We start from the raw sequence: 21,919 nt of genomic DNA, 5'->3' as shown, positions 1-21,919 counted from the left end.
GTCAAATCGCCTCTAGTTCGCTTAAAAAGTCACGAAGATCATCAAAATCTTCCGCGCTGCCGGCACGGAAGGTGGCGGCTGCCTGTACATAGGCGCGCAGGGTTTCGGTCTGGAATACTTCCACCAACGGCACTTCCAGGCCCAGTTCGGCCTGGACCCGCGAAGTGATCTGGATCGCCAGCAGGGAATGGCCGCCCACTTCAAAGAAGTTGTCGTTCAGACCGACCTGCGGCAGACGCAATATGTCGGCCCAAATCGCCGCGATCTGCTGTTCCAGTTCGGTTTCGGGGGCCACGTAGGCCTGTTGCAGCAGGCTCGCATCCGGTTCAGGCAGGCCCTTGCGGTCGAGCTTGCCGTTGGGCGTCAATGGCATTTGGGCGAGGAACATGAAGTGCGCCGGGACCATGTAGTCCGGCAGACGGGCCTTCAGGGCACGGCGCAGGCTGTCGCGGAACTCGGTTTGGCCGTCCAGGTTGGCATCGGCCGGCACCACGTAGGCCACCAGTTGTTTGCCAGTCGGACCGTCCTGGGCGACCACCACGGTTTCACCAACGTTGTCCTGTTCACGCAGGCGCGCTTCGATCTCGCCCAGTTCGATACGGAAACCACGGATCTTCACCTGATGGTCGACACGTCCAAGGTAATCCACCACCCCGTCCGGACGACCACGGGTCAGGTCGCCGCTGCGATACACACGGCTGCCCGGCTTGCCGAACGGATCCGGTACAAAGCGTTCCGCCGTCAGTGCCGGACGCTCCAGATACCCTCGGGCCACGCCCTCGCCGCCCAGATACAACTCGCCGGCCACGCCGACAGGTTGCAGATTGAGTTGCGAATCCAGCACGTAGCCGCTGCGGTTGCCCAATAACGTACCGATCGGAGCGTAGACGGCCCCACACGGATCGGCCCGGTGTGCCTTCCACAGCAACGGCGTGACCACGGTTTCGGTCGGGCCGTAGCCATTGAACAGGTAGGTCGGTTTAAGCGCGCGCCAGGCCAGGTCATAGCTGGCCTGCGCAACCGCGTCACCTCCAAAGCAGTACACACGCACTTTGGGTGGGTTGCCGTCGCGCTCGGCATGTTCGGCCAGCTGTTGCAGGTACACCGGCGGGAACACCGCCATGGTCACGTTGTGACGATGCATCTGTTCGTAGGTGTACTCCGGCAGCCACAGGCTGTCATCACGGATCAACACGCTGGCGCCGTTGATCAACGGGTGCATCCAGCCTTCGTGGGAGCCGTCGAAGGCGAACGACATGAAGTGCAGTTCGCAGTCAGACGGGCTGGTTTCATAACGCTCGCCAGTGGCGATGATGTGTGCCACCAACGGGCCGTGGGACACCGCCACACCCTTGGGCAGGCCGGTGGAGCCGGAGGTGTAGATCACGTAGGCGAGGTTATCGCCGTCCAGCTTCACGTCCGGTGCAGTGTCGCGGTAATCCGCCCAGCCCTCGGTGCGATCAATCGCCAATGTGCTCAGTCCTTCGGGAATCGGCAGTTGCTGCAACGCGCTGCTATGGGTCAGCAACAGCTTCGCGCGGCTGTCCTGCATCATGTACAGCAGGCGGTCACGCGGGTATTCGATGTCCAGCGGTACATACACGCCACCGGCTTTCATCACCGCCAGGAACGCCACCATGATTTCGGCACTGCGCGACATGGCGATGGCCACGCGCACTTCCGGGCCGACACCACGGGCGATCAGCGCATGGGCCAGGCGGTTGGCCTGGCGGTCCAGCTCGGCATAGCTCAGGGTTTGCGCGTCGAATTTCACAGCGACCGCATCGGGGGTTTCCCTGGCGCGGTCAGCCACCAACTCATGCACAAGACGCTTGGCCGAGAAGCCGGCATCAGTCTGGTTCCACAGTTGCAGAATGTGCTGCTGCTCATCCTGGCCCAGCAGGTTCAATTGGCTGATGGGCTGTTGTTGATCAGCAACCATCGCCTGCAACAGGTTCTGCCAATGGCCGGCCATGCGCGCGATGGTCGCCGGGGCAAACAGATCGGTGGCATAACTCAGCGATACGCCGAGCTGTTTCCCGGACTCCTCGATGTCCAGGATCAGATCGAAATGCGCGGCTGTTTCATCCCAGCTCACCGGGCTCATGTCCAGCTGCGCCAGGCGCTGCAAATGCTCGCCGGCCTGGCTGATGTGGTGGTTGAACGCAACCTGGAACAAGGGGCTCAAGCTCAGGCTGCGCTCGGGTTGCAGGGCCTCGACCAGTTGCTCGAACGGCAGGTCCTGATGCGCCTGGGCTTCCAGTGCGCGCTGTTTGACCTGGGTCAGTAGCTGGCGAACGGTGGTCTGGCCGTCGACATCAGCCTTGAGCACCTGGGTATTGACAAAGAAGCCGATCAGCCGCTCGGTCTCGACACGGTTACGGTTGGCAATCGGCACGCCGACGCGAATGTCCTGCTGGCCGCTGTAGCGATGCAACAACGACTGGTACGAAGCCAGCAGCACCATGAACAGGGTCACACCTTCGCGCTGAGCCAGGGCCTTGAGGCTGTCGACCAGCGTGGTCGGCAGTGCAATATTCAGGCGAGCGCCCCGATGGGTCGGCGCCGCCGGGCGCTGGTGGTCGAACGGCAACTCCAGCACCGGTTGCTCGCCGCCGAGCACCTTGCACCAGTAGTCAAGCTGGCGGGCCTTCTCCCCCGCCTCCATCCATGTGCGCTGCCACTGCGCATAGTCGGCGTACTGGATCGACATGGCCGGTAATTGCAACGTCTGCCCTTGGCTGTAGGCGGTGTAAAGCTGCACCAGTTCGTCAACCATGACCTGCATCGACCAGCCATCGGAAATAATGTGATGCTGCACGATCACCAGCACATGCTCATCCGGGGCCAGGCGCAACAGGCTGACCCGCATCAATGGGCCCTGGCGCAGGTCAAATGGCTGAGCGATACGCGCTTCAACTTCGGCTTTAAGGCTCGCTTCGTCAGTATCGGCCGACACCAGTTCGATGCGTGTACACGCACTGATGACTTGCACCGTGCGCTCCGCATCCTGGTGGAAGTGGGTGCGCAGGCTTTCGTGGCGCACGACCAGGGCATCAAACGCCTTCTGCAACGCAGCCTTGTCCACTAGCCCCTTGAGGCGCAGGGCGCTGGGAACATGGTAAGCCGCACTGGTCGGGTCCAATTGCCAGAGGAACCATTGACGCTCCTGAGCAAACGACAGCGCCAGCGGCTGGTCACGTGTCACCGCCACAAGCGGCAGTGCCGTGGTGGCCTGCAACCCTGCGCAAGCGGCTGCGAACGCTTCCAGCGTCGGCTGTTCGAACAGCGTGCGCAAAGGCACTTCCAGCTTGAGGTCATGGCGCACCCGCGAGACCACTTGGGTGGCGAGCAAGGAATGGCCGCCACGCTCGAAGAAGTGGTCATGGAGCCCCACCTGCTCCACCTGCAACACGGCTTGCCAGATGGCGGCCAGTTGCATTTGCAGGGTATTTTGCGGGGCTGCATAGGCCTGGCGCGCTTGATTCAGGTCTGGCGCCGGCAGCGCGCGACGGTCGAGCTTGCCGTTGTTGTTCAATGGCAGCGCATCGAGGGTGACCCAATGCCCCGGCACCATGTAGTCCGGCAGGGACTGGCGCAAGGTGGCGGCCAATGCGGGCAAGTCCAGGGACTGCCCATTGACGGGCACCACGTACGCCACCAATTGCGTGCCCGTCGCACTCGACTGCGCGATGACGGCGGCTTCGCGCAACTGCGGCACGGCTTGCAGGCTGGCTTCGATCTCGCCCATTTCCACGCGGAAACCACGGATCTTCACTTGATGATCGATGCGCCCGACGTACTCAAGCGCACCCGCCGCGTTGTAACGCGCCAGGTCGCCGCTGCGGTACAGACGCGAACCCGGCACGGCAGAAAACGGGTCCGGCAGGAAGCGTTCAGCAGTCAGCGCCGGACGGTCGAAATAGCGCTGGGCCAGGCCGTGTTCGGCGCCGATGCACAATTCGCCAACGCCCTCTGTTGCCAACAGGTCGAAACCGCTGTCCAGCACATACAAGGAGCGCCCCTGGATCGCCCGGCCAATCGGCACGCCAAACGCATCGCTGGCGTCCGCTAACTGGCAGTCGTGCACGCTGGACACCACGGTCGCCTCGGTAGGCCCGTAGGTATTGACCAGGCGCACGTCGCCCAGGCCAGCGGCGTGCCAGGCGCGCAGCCCTTCCACCGACATTGCCTCGCCGCCCACATGCACCTGGCGCAGGTTGCCTAGGCTGCGTGGGTCGACAGCACATTCCTTGGCGAGCAAGTACCAGTAAGCAGCCGGCAAATCCGCCAAGGTCACGCCTTGCTCGACGATTTCCCGGGCCAATTGCCCGGCGTCCCACAGCTCATCGCCGCGCATGATCAACGCAGCGCCGACACACAGGGGTGGGTAGCATTGCTCGACGAAGCCGTCGAAGCTGAAGGTCGCGAACTGCAGCACGCGGTCCGCAGCACTCAAGCAGCTGTAGGCCTCGGCGCTGTCGCAGAATTGACCGAGGGCGGCATGATCGATTGCCACACCTTTGGGCTGGCCAGTGGAGCCGGAGGTGTAGATTACATAAGCAAGGTCAGCGGCGCTTGTGTGATTGAGTGGATTGGTCGACGGGTAGTCTGCCAACTCTGTGCCGGAGGCGGTGAAGTCCACACGCTCCAGCCCTTGAGGCAGCGGCAGGTCGGCAAGCAACCCTATTTCGCTGAGCAGCAGATCGAGGCGGCTGTCCGACAGCATGTAGGTCAGGCGATCCAGCGGGTAGCTCGGGTCGAGCGGCACATAGGCGGCGCCGCTTTTGAGCACGGCGAGCAAGCTGACAATCAATTGCGGACCCCGTCGAGCCGCCAGGCCGACGCGTTGGCCTGGCCCAACGCCCAGCGCCAACAGGCGATGGGCCAGACGGTTGGCGTGAGCATTGAGCTGTGCATAGCTCAAGCGTGCATCGCCAGCTTGTACCGCCAGCGCCTCCGGCGTGGCGACAGCCTGGGCGGCGATACGTTCGTGTACGCGCAGGTCATTTTGTGCAGCACCTGGCGACTGGCTGAGGGCGAGCATGTCGCGCTGGGCTACGTCGTCGAGCAGACGCAGATTGCCAAGCGGTGCCTGCGCCTCCGCGAGCATCTGAACCAGCAGATGTTGCAGGTTGCCACTCAGTCGAGCGACCTGCTGCGCGCTGAAACGCGCTTGGTCATAGCCAAACTCCAGGCGCAGGCTGGCGCCCAGCTCGATCCCCAGGGTCAGCGGATAGTGGGTCTGTTCATGGTTGTGCAGGCGGCCGAACACCAGGCCGGCTGGCGCGCCTTGTTTCAAGGCTTCGGCCACCGGGAAGTTTTCGAATACCAGCAAGGTGTCGAACAGCGCATTGCCCTGTTGCCCCGCCCAACCCTGGATGTCATACAGCGGCACATGCTCGTGGTCGCGTAGGCTCAGGTTGAGGGCTTGCAGTTCGCTCAGCCAGCCGGCAACCGACTGCGCGGGCGAGGCACTGCTGACGATGGGCAGCGTGTTGATGAACAGGCCCAGTTGTTGCTCAATCCCCGGCAATGGCGCCGAGCGGCCTGCGACAGTGGCGCCAAAGGCCACGCAGTCTTGCCCGGTATAGCGTTGCAACAACAGGCTCCAAGCGCCTTGCAGCACAGTGTTGAGGGTGACTTTCTGGCGGCGGGCAAACTCACCGAGGGCCTGCGTGAAATCACCCTCCAGCACCACCTGATGATCGGCCATTCCTTTGCCTTCGGTCGGTACACGCAGCGCCTGGGCCAGCAAGGTCGGCGTTTGCAACGGTGCCAGGCTGGTTTTCCAGAACGCTTCACCTGAGGCTTGCTGCTGCAACCACCCCAGGTAATCACGGAACTGCCCCTGCGGCGCCGGCACCTGTTGCCCGGCGTAGTGAGCGATGACTTCGCCGAGCAACTGGGCGTTACTCCAGCCGTCCATGAGGATGTGGTGGCTGGTGAAGATCAGATGCCAAGCGGTGCCGGCACCCCGTACCAGCATCAGGCGAAACAGCGGCGCCGCATTCAGCACAAAGCCTTTCCCGCGTTCGGCAGCGGCGAGCGCATCGAAATCGGCGTCGATGTCTTCGATGACTTGCAACTGCACATCCACCTGGCGTTGGATCACCTGGTGGGCGCTTTCCAGACCGAGCCAGTGGAAGCTGCTGCGCAGGATGTCATGGCGGTCCAGCGCGGCCTGCCAGGCACGGCCGAATGCCAGCAAGTCCAGACCATCGATGTCCAGGCGCAACTGGTTGATGTAGGCCTCGGCCTCGGGCTCGTACAGCGTATGGAACAACATACCCTGCTGCATCGGCGACAGCGGGTAGACATCGGCAATCGCTGGCCCGGCGATGGGCAAGGCGTCCAACTGCGACTGGGTCAGGCGTGCCAACGGAAAATCGGAAGGGGTGACTTGCCCTGCTGGCGTGTCGCAACAATGCTTGATCAAGGCCTTGAGTTCGGCCACGTAGTCATCCGCCAGGCGCTGGACCGTCGCAACATCGAACATCTCACGGCTGAACCCCCATTGCAGCGCCAGTTCACCGCCATACACCTGCCCTTCCACCGTCAGCCAGTTAGCCAGCGGCGCCTCGGGATCCTGGGCCTGCCCACTGCCTTGGGTAGCCGGAACGAACAGCGCCGACTCGTTGAACTGGCGGTCGAACTGGCCCAGGTAGTTGAAGGTGATGCGTGGCACAGCCAGGCTCGACAGGGCCTCACGGGCATCCGGCGTCCCGAGATAGCGCAGCAGGCCGTAGCCGATGCCCTTGTGCGGTACGGCGCGCAGTTGCTCTTTTACCGATTTGATTGCAGTCGACAGCTCGCCATCGGCTTGCAGGCGTACCGGGAACAGGCTGGTGAACCAGCCGACAGTGCGGCTCAGGTCAACCGTGTCGAACAGGTCTTCGCGGCCATGGCCTTCCAGCTGGATCAGCGCGGCAGGCTGTTCGCTCCAGCGGCTGATGACACGCGCCAGGGCAGTCAGCAGCAGGTCGTTGACCTGGGTGCGGTAGGCCGCTGGCGCGTCCTGCAGCAGTTGACGGGTATGTTCGGCACTCAGGCGAATATCGACTTTGCTGCCCAAGCGGTTTTGCAGGCCACCCTGGGGGTTATCGCACGGCAGATCGACGTTCGTGGTCTGGGCCTGCCAGTACGGCAGTTGCTCGTCCAGCGTCAACGCATGGGCCTGCAACTGCTGCGCCCACAGTTGATAGGCGCTGGTCTTGGCCGGCAACGCGGCATTGCGGTAGGCCTGTTGCAGGTCTTCGAGCAGAATGCGCCACGATACGCCGTCTACCGCCAGGTGATGCACCACCAGCAGCAAGCGCTGGGAGCCGTCGGCCATCGCCACTAGGGCAGCACGCAACAACGGGCCCTGTTCAAGATCAAGACTGCGCTGGGCTTCGTCGCAGAGTGCGGCCAATTCAGCGTCATCAGCAACTTGGGTTTGCCACACTTCAGCCGTGGTCACAGGCTCGGCATGGGTTTGCCGCCACCCGTCAGCCTGTTGCACAAACCGCAGGCGCAGGGCGTCGTGGTGGTTGATCAGTTGGGTCAACGCCGCTTCAAGCCGTGCAGGTTCCAGGGTTTCCCGTGGCGTCAGCAGCAGCGACTGGTTCCAATGCTGACGCACTGGAATCGCCTGCTCGAAAAAGCTCTGTTGCACGGGCGTGAGAATGACTTCGCCGGTGACTGGCCCTTGGTCGATGATAGCCGCTTGCTCGCGGGTCGCGACCAGCGCCAGGGTGCGCACACTCTGGTACTGGAACAGGTCCCTTGGACTGAGGCGAATCCCGGCCTGGCGCGCACGGCTGACCACCTGGATGGAGATGATAGAATCGCCGCCCAGCTCGAAAAAGTTGTCTTCCAGGCCGATCTGCTCGACGCCCAGTACGTCACTCCAGATAGTCGCCAGTGTTTTTTGCAGGTCATTTTCCGGTGCGACATAAGCCTGTTGTGGCGCAGCATCCGGCACCGGCAAGGCCTTGCGGTCGAGCTTGCCATTGGCGGTCACCGGCAGCTTGGCCAAGTACATTATATGAGTGGGTACCATGTACTCCGGCAGGCTGCTGAGCAGCCAGGCCTTGAGATCGACCGGCGCTTGATCTTCCAGCACCAGGTAGGCCACCAACTGCTTGCCGCCTTGCACCAGCACCACGGCCTCGCGCACCGAGGGGTGTTGCATCAGGCGCGTCTCGATTTCACCCAGCTCGATACGCAGGCCACGCAGTTTGACCTGATGGTCGAGGCGGCCGAGGTATTCGATCACTCCGTCGCCCCGTTGGCGCACACGGTCGCCCGTGCGGTACAGGCGCGCACCGTCGCCGAAGGGACTCGGTACAAAACGTTCGGCGGTGAGTGCCGGACGCAGATGGTAACTACGGGCCAGACCCATACCGCCCAGGTACAGCTCGCCGCTGACGCCAGCGGGAACCGGGTTGAGCTGGGCATCGAGCACGTAGGTGCCGAGGTTAGCGATGGGGCGGCCGATGGGCACGCTGTCGGCGCCTTCGTCGACGCAGGTCCAATGGGTGACGTCGATGGCGGCTTCGGTTGGGCCGTACAGGTTGAACAGACCGGCTTGGGGCAACTTGGCAAACACTTGCAATTGCGCATCCAGCGGCAAGGCTTCGCCACTGCAGACGATGCGGCGCAGGCTCGTGCAAGCCTGCACGCCCGACTCATGGATAAACGCCTGGAGCATCGACGGCACAAAGTGCAACGTGGTGATGCCGTGCTGCCCAATCGTCTCGATCAGGCGTGCCGGTTCGCGATGCTCGCCGGGCGCTGCTACCACCAGGCGTGCGCCGGTCATCAGCGGCCAGAAGAACTCCCACACCGACACGTCGAAGCTGAACGGGGTTTTCTGCAGGACCGCATCGCTGGCGTCCAGGCCATAGGCTTGCTGCATCCAGCACAGGCGGTTGACCAGCGCACGATGGCTGTTGCCGGCGCCCTTGGGCTTGCCGGTGGAGCCGGAGGTGTAGATCACGTAGGCCAGGTTCAGCGCGTGAAGCGTAACGTTTACCGGTTCGGTGCTGTAACCATCAAGCCAGTCGGCGGGCTGGTCCAGGGCAATTACCTGGATGCCTTCGACAGGCAACAACGGCAACAGACTGTGTTGACTGAGCAACAACTGAATGCCGCTGTCTTCGATCATGTAGGCCAGGCGTTCCTGGGGATACTCAGGGTCCAACGGGACGTAGGCTCCACCTGCCTTGAGGATAGCCAGCAGGCCGACCACCATTTCAATCGAGCGCTCAACGCAGATCCCGACCAGAACGTCCGGACCTACGCCCTTCTCGCGCAAGGCATGGGCCAGCTGGTTGGCGCGAGCATCAAGCTGGGCATAGGTCAGCGTTGTGGCGCCGAACACCAGCGCTGGCGCGTCGGGCGTGGCCTGTACCTGGTCTTCGATCAGGTGATGGATGCCGCGCTCGATCGGGTACGCCTCGGCGGTCTGGTTCCAGCTGTGGACCAGCACTTGCTGCTCATCCGCATCCAGCATCGGCAACTCACCGATGCGCTGCGCACCGTCGGCCACCATGGCCTGCAACAGACGGATCCAATGCCCAGCCATGCGCTCGATGGACGCCGCGTCGAACAGGTCATTGGCGTAGGTCAACGCGGCGTGCAGGGTGCCGGATTTTTCATAGGTGTCGAGGGTCAGGTCGAACTGAGTGGTGCGGCCTTGCCACTCCACCAGCGCCAGCTCCAGGCCGGAGGCCGTGCTGACGCCCGCAATGTCGGCCACCACCGGCTGGTGGTTGTACATGACCTGGAACAACGGCGTATGGCTGAGGCTGCGCTCTACCTTGAGGGCTTCCACCAGGCGCTCGAACGGCAATTCCTGATGGGCCTGGGCGCCCAGTGCGTGTTCCTTGATGCTTTGCAATAACTCGGTGACAAGGGTTTGCCCGGTCAGCTCGGTGCGTAGCACTTGGGTATTGACGAAAAAGCCGATCAGCCCTTCGACTTCAGTACGGTTGCGGTTGGCGATTGGCACGCCGACGCGGATATCGCCCTGCCCGGTATAGCGATGCAGCAGCACGTTGAACGCACCGAGCAAGAGCATGAACAAGGTAACGTTGCGCTTTTGTGCGCAGCTACGCAGTTGTGCGGCCAGCGTGGGTTCGATCGCGAAATTATGGCGCGTGCCCTGGTAGCTCGGCATGGCCGGACGTGGGCGATCCGTGGGCAGTTCCAGCACCGGGTGCTCATCGCCCAGGCGCGCTTGCCAGTACTCCAATTGTCGAGCCTGCTCACCCGCTTCCAACCAGCGACGTTGCCACAGGGCGTAGTCGCTGTACTGGATCGGCAAGGCCGGCAGTTGCGGCGTTTCATTGCGCTCATGGGCGTCGTAGCAGCGGATGAACTCGTCGATCAGCACGTTCATCGACCAACCGTCGGAGACGATGTGATGCAGGGTCAGCAGCAACACGTGTTCCTGCGTGTCGAGCGTGAGCAATTGCACGCGCAGCAACGGGCCGTTTTCCAGGTCGAACGGCAGCAGCGATTGACGGATCGCGGCGTCGTTGACGGCTTGTTCGCGCTCAGCAGGAGACAGGTGGCTCAGGTCGAGTTGATCGACGACCAATGATTTTACTGTCGCGACCTGCAATAGGCGCTCATCGGCCTGTTGCTGGAATACCGTGCGCAGGGTTTCGTGGCGCGCAACCAAGCTGGAAAACGCCTGTTCCAACGCACCCAGGTTCAACGTGCCTTTGAGACGTACCGCGCCCGGCAAGTTGTAGGCGCCACTGGCCGGGTCCAATTGCCAGAGAAACCACATGCGCTGCTGCGCGTAGGACAGCGCCTGGCGATCCTCCGCCTCCACCCCTGCCGGAATCGGAAACCGGGAAAAATCCACCCCTTCTTTCTGCAAGGCCTGCAGGAACAATTGGCGTTTTTCCAGGGGCAACCCGATAAACCGGCGAGCAAGTTTCAAGGAGTCTTCAGCATTCATTTCTTGGAGTCCGGAGCAATAGGCGGGAAGCACAAAGGCACGTCGTCCCTATAAAACGAACCGGACAGGGAAAAATTAGCGGGGAGTGGAAGGCGTGGAGCGAGGTGTCATCAAGGGTTACATCAATCTCAGCAGAGACACCCGAACCCGAGCTAGCATTGACGAACACCACTTTTTGCAACTACATTTAGTTACACGCAGGGAACGCCGTGTCCAAAAATGAAAAGCTGCTCGCCAAACTGCTCAATGAGCACATGGCATTTACCTGGCCTGAGCTCGTAACGCTGCTGCGTCGACTGGGCTACACACAGATTGAAGGGGCTGGAAGCCGGGTCAAATTCGACATCGGCGACCCCAGTGCAATGATCACCTTGCACAAGCCTCACCCTGGCAACGAACTGAAACACTACATTCGGCGCCAGATCATCGAACAGTTGAAATCAGGAGAACTGATTCAGTGAACAACCAACTGAAACACAAGGGCTACATCGGCTCCATCGAAGCCAGCGTCGAAGACAACTGCCTGTTCGGCAAGATTCTGTTCATCAAGGCGCTGGTGAGCTATGAAGGGAAAACCGTCGCTGAACTGGACGCTGCATTTCGTGAGGCGGTGGATGACTACCTCGCCACTTGCCAAACCCTCGGGCATACCCCGGAGAAGCCTTGCAAAGGCTCCTTCAATGTTCGGGTCGGCCATGACTTGCACTTGGCGGCAGCCCTGGCGGCAACCCGTAAAAAGGTGACCCTCAATGACCTGACACGCCAGGCATTGAATGAGTTTTTACAACATCACAGCGATGACGCGTGTCCCGCGATTGGCTGATCACCCCAACCGCCGATAACCCAACACTGCCGCCCCCAGCACCACCGCGCCCGCCACCAGCGCTACGTAGAAACCACTGGTGGCACCAAAGTGATCGATCATCCAGCCGGAACTGGCGGCGCCGATAGCTACACCGATGCTGAGGCCGGTGATCAGCCAGGTCATGCCTTCGGTCAAGCGGCTGGCGGGTACGATCTGCTCCACCAGGGCCATGGACACGATCAACGTGGGGGCGAAGAACAACCCAGAGATAAAGATCGCCACGGCGAGCCCAGGAATGTTGGTCACCAGCAGCAACGGCAAGGTGGTCAACGCGGTGGCCACGCCGCAGAACAGGAACTGCCGGGGCAACGGCGCCTTGAGTTTAAGTGTACCGAACGCCAGTCCCGCCAGGCATGAGCCGATGGCATACACCGACAGTACGATGCTCGCCGCCGCCGGCTGGCCCTGATGCTGGGCAAAGGCGACGCTGACCACATCCACCACGCCGACAATCACGCCCATGGCCAGCAACAGGATCATCAGGATCAGCACCGAGGGTGACGCAATCAGCCAGCGGCCGTGGCGGCCCTGATGCGCATGCACGGGTGGTTCGGTCTCACGCTGCAACACAAAGGTGGTAACACCCACCGCCAGCAACAACGCAGCAACCAAAGGCCCCGCCTCCGGAAACAGCACCACGCTCAACCCCACCGAAATAGGCGGGCCGATGATGAAGCACACTTCGTCCAGCACCGATTCCAGGGCAAACGCGGTTTGCAGCTTGGGTTGGCCCCGATACACCTCGGTCCAGCGTGCCCGCACCATGGCCGACATATTGGGCATGCAACCCGCCAAAGCGGCAAACAGGAACAGCAGCCAGTTCGGTGCTTGCAAACGGGTACACAGCAGCAACATCAATAAAGCGCCGCCGCCAATCAATGCGGCAATCGGCAGCACTCGGCCCTGACTGTGTTGGTCCACCAGCCGCGACACCTGCGGCGCACAAAACGCCGTGGCCAAGGCAAAGACCGCTGCGACCGAGCCCGCCAGGCCATAGCCGCCGTGCACCTGCGAGAGCATGGTGATCAAACCGATCCCCGTCATCGATACCGGCATGCGCGCCAGCATGCCCGCCAGCACAAAAGCCCGGGAGCCAGGAACCTGGAACAACTCGGCGTAAGGGTTTGCCATGACTCAGAAACCTTCTGTCCTAAAGTGCGCGACCTTTTATCACACCAACCGCTTGATCTGCTTGTGCCGCCACACCAACCGGTAATACGCAGTCTGCAAAGCCAGCATTGCCAGATAGGTTACCGGGAACGCCATCCACACGCCCTCTAGGCCGAAATGCGCGTTGAACAGGTAAGCCATCGGCAGTTCGACGCAGAGCACACAGAAAATCGAGATCACCACCGGCATCAGCACCACACCGCTGGCCCGCATGATCCCGCCCACCACCGCCTGGAAGCCAAACACCAAGATGCTCCATAACATGATGTGCAGCAGGTGTTCAGCGTTGACCCGTGCCGCATCGTCGGTAATGAACAGCCCGAGCAACCAGTGGGACAACACATAACCCAATACAATCAGGCCACCGGTGAGACACAGGTTGATCAATAACCCCGTGCGCAGAATCGGCCCGATACGCTCCAACCGCCCGGCACCAATCGCCTGTGCACCCAGGATCGAGGCGGTGATGGCAATCGACAGGGCCGGGAACTGCACGTAGTTAACGATTTGTGTCACCGCGCCATACGCCGCCGTGGCCTGGGAGCCGTGGCCGTTGACCAGGGCAAGGATGACCAATTCCGACAGCGACAGCACCACCATCTGTAGGCCGGTCGGCAAGCCGATGCGCAAGACCTTGCCGAGAATCACGCGGTCCAGGCGCAAGGCGGCAAGCAACTCACGATCCGGCGCCATCACATGGTGCTTGTGGCGCAGGCGCAAGATCAAAAACAGCATGGCCAAGGCATTACCTACCAGCCCGGCATACACCGCGCTCTGGATGCCCATGGGCGGCAGGCCGATCCAGCCGCCAATCAGTGCAGGGGTCAGCAACAGGCCGACCAGGGTCGACACCATCAACGCCAGCAACGGCGAGATCGTGTCGCTGACGCCACGCAACAACTGGGTGTAGAGGATGAACACCAGCAACAACGGCATGATCAACATCATCTTCTGCGCATAGCCGACGGCATCGTCCAGCACATCAACCGGCGTGCCTAATGCCTGCAACGCCGGACGTGCAAACAGACTGCCCAGCACCGCTGCGATCACACCCACCAGCACGCCCAGCGTCAAGGTTGCTCCGGTAATCACCTTGACCATCCCCGTTTCCTGCGCCCCCCAGGCTTGGCCGATCAACACTGAGGCACCCGCCCCCAGGCCGATCACCAAGGCAATGAAGAAAAACACGATGGGGAACATGCCCGACACCGCCGCCAACGCTTGGGTGCCGAGCATTTGCCCGACATAGATGCCGTTGAGGGTGCCGGAAAAACTTTGCAGGAAGTTGGACAGCACCATCGGTGCCAGAAAGATCAGGTAGATCTGCCACAACGGCCGTTGTTGAGTGACGTCCATGAAGGTAGGGATCCAGGAAGGGTGATCAGACAGGGAACGCGTTGCGCGACAACCAGGCCAGGTACGTTTGCACGTCCAGCGGCCAGTGCGCGATCTTGCGGGAGAAGTCCACCGCGTCAAAGGCAAACAACGCCCGTGAAGCCGCTTCGAAACCGGGCAGGTCACCGCCGATAGCGCTCATGAAGCGATACCCGGCTTCCTTTGCCTGGCGTATCTGATCACGGGAAGCATGGGCCGCGCGAGCCTCATCCACCAGCCGGCGCAACGCCGCCGATGCGCCGCCGCGTTGCTGGCCCAGCCATTCCCAATGGCGCGGTAATAACGTGACCTCCCGAGCGACCACTCCCAGTTTAGGGCGCCCGACCGAGGGCGTGGCGGGAGGCTCGTCCGTGACTTCGGCCTGGACCGGTTGTTCAGGCGCATAGCCTGCGGGCCAGGGGAAGTCGACTTGGAGCCCGGTGGCGTCATCGAATACCAGAAAGCTGCCCGCAGGATGATCAAGACTGGCGAGCGCATCGGCGACATCAGCGTAGGAACCCGCCGCCACACGCTGGTGGCCAACAAAGGCCGTACACGTAAGAAGGTTTTGCGTAGGCATAGCTATTACCCGGATATTAATCATTTTACCCGGATCATATTAGCCAAAGTTTTACGACATGCAAGGCGATATTGTGGTGAAAATTCCAACTGCCTGCCGCTGAGCGGCAAAAATACATCGGATGACGTGTCAATCCAGGTTTTATTCCATCAATTCGCTCGATGGCAGGGTCAGCAATTTCTGATTGGACGCGTGACAGGCGGGTCGATAGATTCCCCCGCGAAGATAGCTATTAGCCATCACCTCTCAATTCCCTGAATATCGAGCTTTCCATGAAAAAACCTGTCTCGTTGGCGATGCGTATCGGACTGGGCTTTGCGTCCACCCTGTCGTTGCTGGTGCTGATCACCGCCGTCGGTATCCAGCGCGTGGGTTTTATCGACAGCACCCTCAAGGAAGTGGCCGAAAAAGCTGCTGTGGTGCAGCGTTATGCGATCAATTTCCGTGGCAGCGTGCACAACCGCGCTATCGCCATCCGCGATGCAGTATTGGTCAAGGATGAACCGTCGCTCAACCGCCACCTGGCCGAGATCGACCAGCTCAAGCGCGATTACCAGGACTCTGCGGTGATGATGGATCGCCTGTTCGCCAACACCGCCGCCAGCGCCGAAGAGTCCCGTCTTTTGGCTGATATCAAGGCCATCGAGACCCAGGCCCTGGCCTCCACCGAACGGGTGATCAGCCTGCGTCGCGGCAATGACATCGCCGGCGCCCAGGACTTGCTGCTGGCCCAGTCGTCGGCCCACTACACCGAATGGCTCAAACGCGTGAATGCCCTGATCGACTTCGAAGAAGCCCAGATCAAGCAACGCCTGGACACGGTGCAAGCCGCCGCCAGTAACTTTGCCGTGCTGATGCTGCTGGCCAGCGCCGTCGCGATCCTCTTGAGCGTGCTGGTGTCCCTGTTGATCATCCGCAAGGTCAAGGCCACTCTTGGCGCCGAGCCGGAGGAAGTCGCCGAGGCGATCCGTCGCCTGGCCAATGGCGACTTGAACCAGCCTATCGAAACCCGCTACCCCGACAGCGTGATGGGTATTTTGAAAAACGCCCTGGCGCGCCTGGGCGACACCATCACCGAAGTACGCTCGGCAGCCCAAGCCCTGCGCCACTCCTCGGTCACCCTGTTGTCCGTAGCCAGCGACAACCGTCAGCAAATCACCCTGCAAACCAGCGAAGCCCAGCACGTAGCGGCTGCGATTACGCAAATGGCGGCCTCGGTCAGCGAGGTCTCGGGCTACGCATCCGCTGCGTCCAAGGCGACCATTTTGGCGGACGCAGAAGTCGACAGTGGCCACCGCCTGGTCGGCGAAGTGACCGTGGCTATCGAGGAGCTCGCCACCATCCTCGACCAGGCCACCAGCCGGGTCAACCAAGTGTCCAGCGACAGTGAAAGCATCGAAACCGTGATCGAAGTGATCAACGCCATCGCCGCCCAAACCAACCTGCTGGCACTCAACGCGGCCATCGAAGCCGCGCGGGCCGGTGAACATGGCCGTGGTTTTGCGGTGGTGGCCGATGAAGTGCGCTCGCTGGCGACGCGCACCCAGGAATCGACCCAGGAGATCCGCGACATGATCGGCAAGCTGCAAAACGGCACCCAGGACGCCGCCGATATCATGCAACGCAGCCGCAGCCTGGCCCAGGTCACCGTGGCGCAGACCCGCGATTCACAGGTGGCCCTGGGCAAGATCAGCCAGGAAGTCAGCGCGATCAATGCGATGAACGCGCAGATCGCCAGTGCTTCGGTGCAGCAAAGCGCTGCGGCGGAAGAAGTTGCGCAGAATGTCACTCGCATCCACAGCTCCACCGTGCAGTCGGCGGCGGGCTCCGAGCAGGTGGAGCATTCCAATCACGAACTGGCGGAGCTGGCGGATCGCTTGAGTACCAAGGTGGCGTTTTTCAACGTGGCCTAGCGTTTGTCGCGCTTCATCTGCATGGTCAGGGTAAAACGGTCTGCGGGGTAGACCGTTTCCGATACCGCGATCACCCCGCCAGCCTCATCGCGATACTGGCGGATGATATTGAGCCCCAACGCGCCACCCTGCGCCTTGAGGCTGGCGGCCACCTCAGCTGATAGCTGCACCGGCCGCACCTGTTGGTCCACCACATCGATATGCCGCGAGAACGCCTTGCCGATCAACGCGGCGATCAGTTCATCCGGGTGCTTGCGCGCTTCGGGAATGACCTCGGCATAGGTCTGCTCGGCGTACACGTCGGTCCAGCACAGCGGCGCGTTGCCGGCGCTGGCATCGACCTTGATGCTCGACACACAGAAGTAATGCCCGCCCGGTTCCAGCCCCAGGCGCCGCGCCAGCGCGATATCAGCGACGAACTCGCGAACATCCTGGATATCGCGGATATGGGTTTCGGCCACCTGCACCAGGTCGGCCACCGACGCCATCGCCTGGGAATACCCGCCCTGAGGTGAGGCGGCTTCGACCCGCGTGCCCACACGCTTGCGCCGCGAGACCATGCCCTGCCCCTGCAACTGGTCGATGGCCGCGCGCACGGTGTGCCGGCTCACCGCGTACAGCGAGCAGAGTTCGAATTCAGTCGGCAACAACGACCCCACCGGGTAATGGCCGCTGCCAATCTGATCGATCAAGTCCTTGGCAACCGCCGCATAACGCCTCTGGCTCACGCTTTCCATTTTTACCCTCGTTGTCGAGTTGACAGTGTATCAGCACAGGCGTAATCATATTGTACGGACATATTAAATATGTATGGTTTAAAAATAACAATTAGGATTTTCCCATGTCGAGCACCGTTTTTGATTCCGCCCTGTTCCGCGACATGTTCGGCACCGCCGAAATGCGCGGTGTGTTTTCCGATAAAGCCCTGATCGAACGCTACATCGAAGTGGAAGTCGCCCTGGCCCGCGCCGAAGCCCGTTGTGGCGTGATCCCGAGCGAGGCCGCCGAGCAGATCGCCACGCTATCGAAATACGAGGCCCTGGACCTGGCGCTGATGCAACACGAGACCGAGATCGTCGGTTACCCGATCCTGCCTTTGGTGGAGCAACTGTCGAAGATCTGCGGTGAAGCCGGCCGCTATGTGCACTGGGGCGCCACCACCCAAGACATCATGGACACCGCCGTGGTCCTGCAAGTGCGCGCTGCGCTGGCCATCGTCGAGCGTGATATCCAGGCCGTACGCGGCTTGCTCGCCGGCCTGGCCGAGCGCTATCGCGACACACCGATGGCGGGCCGCACCCACTTGCAACACGCGCTGCCGATCACCTTCGGCTACAAGTGCGCGGTGTGGTTGAGCATGTTCGATCGCCACGCCGAGCGCCTGGTGGAACTGCGTCCACGCGTCGAAATCGGCCAGTTCGCCGGGGCCGCCGGCACCCTCGCCTCCCTCGGCGACAAGGGCCTGGAAGTACAGGAAGCCCTGATGGCCGAACTGGGCCTGGGCGTGCCGCAAGCCACCTGGCACGTGGCCCGCGATGGCCTGGCCGAAACCCTGAACTTCCTCGGCCTGGTCACCGGTTCCCTGGGCAAGATCGCCCTCGACATCATGATGATGACCAGCGAACTGGGCGAAGTGTACGAACCTTTCGTAAAAGGCCGTGGCGCCAGCAGCACCATGCCGCAGAAGCGCAACCCGATTTCCTGCGAGCTGATGTACGCCGCCGCCAAGGGCGTGCGCCAACACGCCGGGCTGATGCTCGATGCGATGATCCAGGACTTCGAACGCTCCACCGGCCCGTGGCAGGCGGAGTGGATCGCCATCCCCGAAGCCTTCGCCCTCAGCGCCGCGTCCCTCGGCCAGGCGACCTTCATGCTCGCCGGCCTGGAAGTGCGCCCCGAACGCATGCGCAAGAACCTCGACATGACCCAGGGCCTGATCGTCGCCGAAGCCGTGATGATGGGCCTCGCCCCGGCCCTCGGCCGCCAGGTCGCCCACGATGTGGTCTACGCCGCATGCCGCATGGCCAATGACCAGGGCACCAGCCTGCTCGACGCTCTCCTCGCCCAGGGCGAAGTCACCGCGCAACTGGACCTGGCCGAACTGCAACGCCTGACCGACCCGGCCAACTACCTGGGGCTGGCGCCACAGATGGTCGATATCGCGCTGGCGCGCCAGGGCTCAGTCAAACGCTGATCTTTCGGGCACATCGGGTTTTTGTAGTGAGCGGGCTTGCCCCGCGCGAGGCAAGCTCGCTCACCACAAAAGCCAGGCTCCTGACACATCGTTCAAACACAGCCAATAACAACAATGAGATCACAGACATGTCATCCACCCCCGCAAAAAAACCGCTCTACAAGGACCTGACTTTCCAGGTCGTCGCCGCCATGTTCCTCGGGATCGCCTTCGGCTTTCTCGCTCCGGAACTGGCCGCCAGTTTCAAGATCCTCGGCGATATCTTCCTCAAGCTGATCAAGACCGCCGTCGCGCCGCTGGTGTTTTTCACCGTGGTCCACGGCATCGCTTCGGCCGGTGATATCAAGCGCGTCGGCAAGGTCGGCCTGCGTGCGTTGATCTACTTTGAGGTGGTGTCCACCATCGCCCTGGCCATCGGTCTGCTGTGGGGCAACCTGTTGCAGATCGGCTCCGGCATGCACGACGCGCACCCGAGCAGTGCCGCCGCTGCCGCCGCCAGTGCTGCGGTTGCCAAAGGCCATGCGCCCGCGTCGACCATGGACTTCATCTACGGCATCTTCCCGGACAATTTCGTCGGTGCCTTCGCCGGTGGCCAGCTGTTGCAGGTGCTGGTGATCTCGGTGTTGTTCGGTTTCGCCCTGCTGGCCTTGAAGCCCGAGCGCCGTGAAGTGATCGAAGACGGCCTGAACCGCATCTCCGAATGCTTCTTCGAGTTCATCAACCTGATCATGAAGTTTGCGCCCCTGGGTGCCTTCGGCTCGGTGGCGTATGCAGTAGGCAGCAATGGCACCGCAGTGCTGATGTCCCTGGCCAACCTGGTGTTGATGTTCTACGTCGGCATTGCGTTCTTTATCTTTGTGGTGCTGGGCGCGGTGTGCCGGTTGAGCGGCTTCAGCCTGTGGCGCTTCCTCACCTACATCAAGGATGAAATCTTCATCGTGCTCGGCACCGCGTCGTCGGAAAGCGCCCTGCCGCGCCTGCTGCAAAAGCTCGAAAAATTCGGCTGTTCCAAGCAGAGCGTCGGCCTGGTGTTGCCCACCGGCTACGCGTTCAACCTCGACGGTACATCGATCTACATGTCGCTGTGCGTGCTGTTTATCGCTAACGCCTACGGCGTGCCGCTGAGCTGGGAGCAACAGCTGGGCATCATCGCGATCATGTTGGTGACCTCCAAGGGCGCGGCGGCGGTGTCGGGTGGCAGCTTCGTGGTGTTTGCCGCGACCGTCACGGCTATCGGCGTACTGCCGGCGGAAGGTTTGGCGTTGCTGTTCGGTGTGTACCGCTTCATGTCCATGGCGATTGCCACCTGCAACACCATCGGCAACAGCGTGGCGACGGTGGTGGTGTCCAAGTGGTCTGGCGAGTTCTCCCAGCAAACCGCCCAGGATGAATATCAACGCGTGCTCGGCCGTGCTGCCGGCGCGGCGCTTTAACGGAGCCTGGAGATGACTGCTCTGCGAATCGAACATGACGCGTTCGGCCCGGTGTCGATCCCGGCCGACCGTTACTGGGGCGCACAGACCCAACGGGCACTGGAGGTGTTCGGCAGCAAACAGCCGTTCCCCTCCAGCCTGATCCGCGCCTTTGGCCAACAAAAACGCGCGTGTGCCCGCGCCAACGCACGGCTCGGCACGCTGGCGCCGAGCCTGGCACACGCGATCGAACTGGCGGCGCAGGCCTTGGCCAACGGCGAGCTTGACCTGCACTTCCCGCTGTCGATCTGGCAGACCGGTTCGGGCACCCAGACCAACATGAACGCCAACGAAGTCATCGCCAACCACGCCAACCTCGCGCTTGGTGGTGAACTGGGCAGCAAGTCGCCGGTGCATCCCAATGACCATGTGAACCGCTCCCAGTCGTCCAACGACAGTTTCCCCACGGTGATGCACCTGACCACCGTGCTGGAACTGCGCGGTCGCCTGCTGCCTGCTTTGGGCCATCTGCGTGATGGACTCAACGCCAAGGCAGACGCCTGGCAGGACGTGCTGAAAATCGGCCGCACCCACCTGATGGATGCGGTGCCGATGAGCCAGGGTCAGGCCTTTGGTGCGTTTGCCCAGCAGATCCAGCATGGCATCGCGCGAATCGAAGCCTGCCTGCCGCGCCTGCGCCTGCTGCCCCAGGGCGGCACGGCGGTGGGCACCGGGTTGAACACACCTGTCGGTTTTGACCTGGCGTTTTGCGAAGAAATCAGCCGACTCACCGGCGAACCCTTCGAAACCAACCCCTGCAAATTCGAAGGCATGGGCACCCACGATGCCCTGGTCGAAGCCTCCGGGGCGCTGAATGTACTGGCTGTTTCCTTGACCAAGATCGCCAATGACATCCGCCTGCTCGGTTCGGGTCCGCGTTGCGGCCTGGGTGAATTGATCGTGCCAGACGATGGTCTGACCTCCTCGATCATGCCCGGAAAACGCAACCCGACCATCGCCGAAGTACTGGTGCAGGCGGCGATGCAGGTGATGGGCAATCACACCACCATTACCCTGGCGGGCGCTTCCAGTACCTTCGAATTGAACGTGGCCAAGCCGGTGCTGATCCACAACCTGCTGCACTCGATCGAGGTCCTCACCGACTGCGTCAGCCTGTTCACCCACAAGCTGCTGAGCGGCCTGGAGGTGAACCGTCCACAGCTGGCGCGCAATGTGGAGCATTCATTGTTGATGGCGACGGTGCTGAACCCGCTGCTGGGTTATGACCGCGTGGCGCAAATCACCCGCAAAGCGGCGGATGAAGGCTTGTCACCCAAGGAGGCGGCGGTGCAGCTGGGACTGATCACCGCCGCAGACTATGACCAACGGGTGCGGCCGGAAAGCATGATCAGCCCCGACTGATCACAGGCTCAGCCAGCACGTTGACGCCCTGA

General features: G+C 62.0%; 11 protein-coding genes and 1 pseudogene. 7 read left to right on the top strand and 5 right to left on the bottom strand.

Features of this window, described 5'->3' with window-relative positions; translation table 11 throughout:
- Position 1: 1 nt before the first annotated feature.
- Complete coding sequence (locus tag OZ428_RS13955; RefSeq protein ID WP_269133769.1) at positions 2-10,957, bottom strand: non-ribosomal peptide synthetase; 10,956 nt, start codon at positions 10,955-10,957, stop codon at positions 2-4.
- Positions 10,958-11,166: 209 nt separating this feature from the next.
- On the opposite strand from OZ428_RS13955, the gene OZ428_RS13950 reads away from it, so the two are divergent.
- A complete protein-coding gene (locus OZ428_RS13950; protein ID WP_038846635.1) occupies positions 11,167-11,418 on the top strand; it encodes a type II toxin-antitoxin system HicA family toxin in 252 nt (83 codons plus the stop codon).
- Complete coding sequence (locus tag OZ428_RS13945; protein ID WP_269133768.1) at positions 11,415-11,780, top strand: type II toxin-antitoxin system HicB family antitoxin; 366 nt, start codon at positions 11,415-11,417, stop codon at positions 11,778-11,780. The genes OZ428_RS13950 and OZ428_RS13945 overlap by 4 nt, the downstream gene beginning before the upstream one ends.
- Here the strand turns inward: OZ428_RS13945 and OZ428_RS13940 are convergent, their stop codons facing one another.
- Genes OZ428_RS13940 through OZ428_RS13930 form a run of 3 tightly spaced genes read right to left on the bottom strand, consistent with a single transcriptional unit; the run spans position 11,781 to position 14,946 of the window.
- Positions 11,781-12,953 (bottom strand): MFS transporter, encoded by a 1,173-nt coding sequence (locus tag OZ428_RS13940; protein ID WP_269133767.1) that lies wholly within the window; start codon positions 12,951-12,953, stop codon positions 11,781-11,783.
- A gap of 39 nt (positions 12,954-12,992) precedes the next feature.
- On the bottom strand, positions 12,993-14,348 hold the full coding sequence (locus OZ428_RS13935) for an MATE family efflux transporter (RefSeq protein ID WP_269133766.1): 1,356 nt from the start codon (positions 14,346-14,348) through the stop codon (positions 12,993-12,995).
- A gap of 25 nt (positions 14,349-14,373) precedes the next feature.
- Positions 14,374-14,946 (bottom strand): DUF2239 family protein, encoded by a 573-nt coding sequence (locus OZ428_RS13930; protein WP_269133765.1) that lies wholly within the window; start codon positions 14,944-14,946, stop codon positions 14,374-14,376.
- 272 nt (positions 14,947-15,218) lie between these two features.
- On the opposite strand from OZ428_RS13930, the pseudogene OZ428_RS34715 reads away from it, so the two are divergent.
- Positions 15,219-15,734 (top strand): annotated as a pseudogene (locus OZ428_RS34715) (MCP four helix bundle domain-containing protein); the annotation flags it as partial.
- A gap of 66 nt (positions 15,735-15,800) precedes the next feature.
- Positions 15,801-16,859: a methyl-accepting chemotaxis protein gene (locus OZ428_RS34710; protein WP_442964838.1), complete on the top strand. Its 1,059-nt coding sequence runs from the start codon at positions 15,801-15,803 to the stop codon at positions 16,857-16,859.
- Here OZ428_RS34710 and OZ428_RS13920 read toward each other — a convergent pair.
- Positions 16,856-17,587: a GntR family transcriptional regulator gene (locus OZ428_RS13920; protein ID WP_269134177.1), complete on the bottom strand. Its 732-nt coding sequence runs from the start codon at positions 17,585-17,587 to the stop codon at positions 16,856-16,858. The two genes, OZ428_RS34710 and OZ428_RS13920, sit on opposite strands and share 4 nt — an antisense overlap.
- A 113-nt stretch (positions 17,588-17,700) precedes the next feature.
- Here OZ428_RS13920 and OZ428_RS13915 point away from each other — a divergent pair, with 113 nt between their 5' ends.
- The 3 genes from OZ428_RS13915 (at position 17,701) to OZ428_RS13905 (ending at position 21,887) form a co-directional block, all read left to right on the top strand.
- The gene (locus OZ428_RS13915; protein ID WP_269133763.1) at positions 17,701-19,053 is read left to right on the top strand and encodes a class-II fumarase/aspartase family protein; all 1,353 of its coding nucleotides are present in this window, start codon (positions 17,701-17,703) and stop codon (positions 19,051-19,053) included.
- A 128-nt stretch (positions 19,054-19,181) separates the two neighbouring features.
- Entirely contained in the window at positions 19,182-20,486 is a 1,305-nt protein-coding gene (locus OZ428_RS13910) for a cation:dicarboxylate symporter family transporter (protein WP_033897419.1), read from the top strand.
- A 12-nt stretch (positions 20,487-20,498) separates the two neighbouring features.
- On the top strand, positions 20,499-21,887 hold the full coding sequence (locus tag OZ428_RS13905) for a class II fumarate hydratase (RefSeq protein ID WP_269133762.1): 1,389 nt from the start codon (positions 20,499-20,501) through the stop codon (positions 21,885-21,887).
- The last annotated feature ends 32 nt before the right edge of the window (positions 21,888-21,919 follow it).

It is taken from the genome of Pseudomonas sp. GXZC (assembly GCF_026967615.1).
Lineage (GTDB): Bacteria > Pseudomonadota > Gammaproteobacteria > Pseudomonadales > Pseudomonadaceae > Aquipseudomonas > Aquipseudomonas azotoformans_A.
This window is presented reverse-complemented; position numbering and strand designations above follow the sequence as displayed.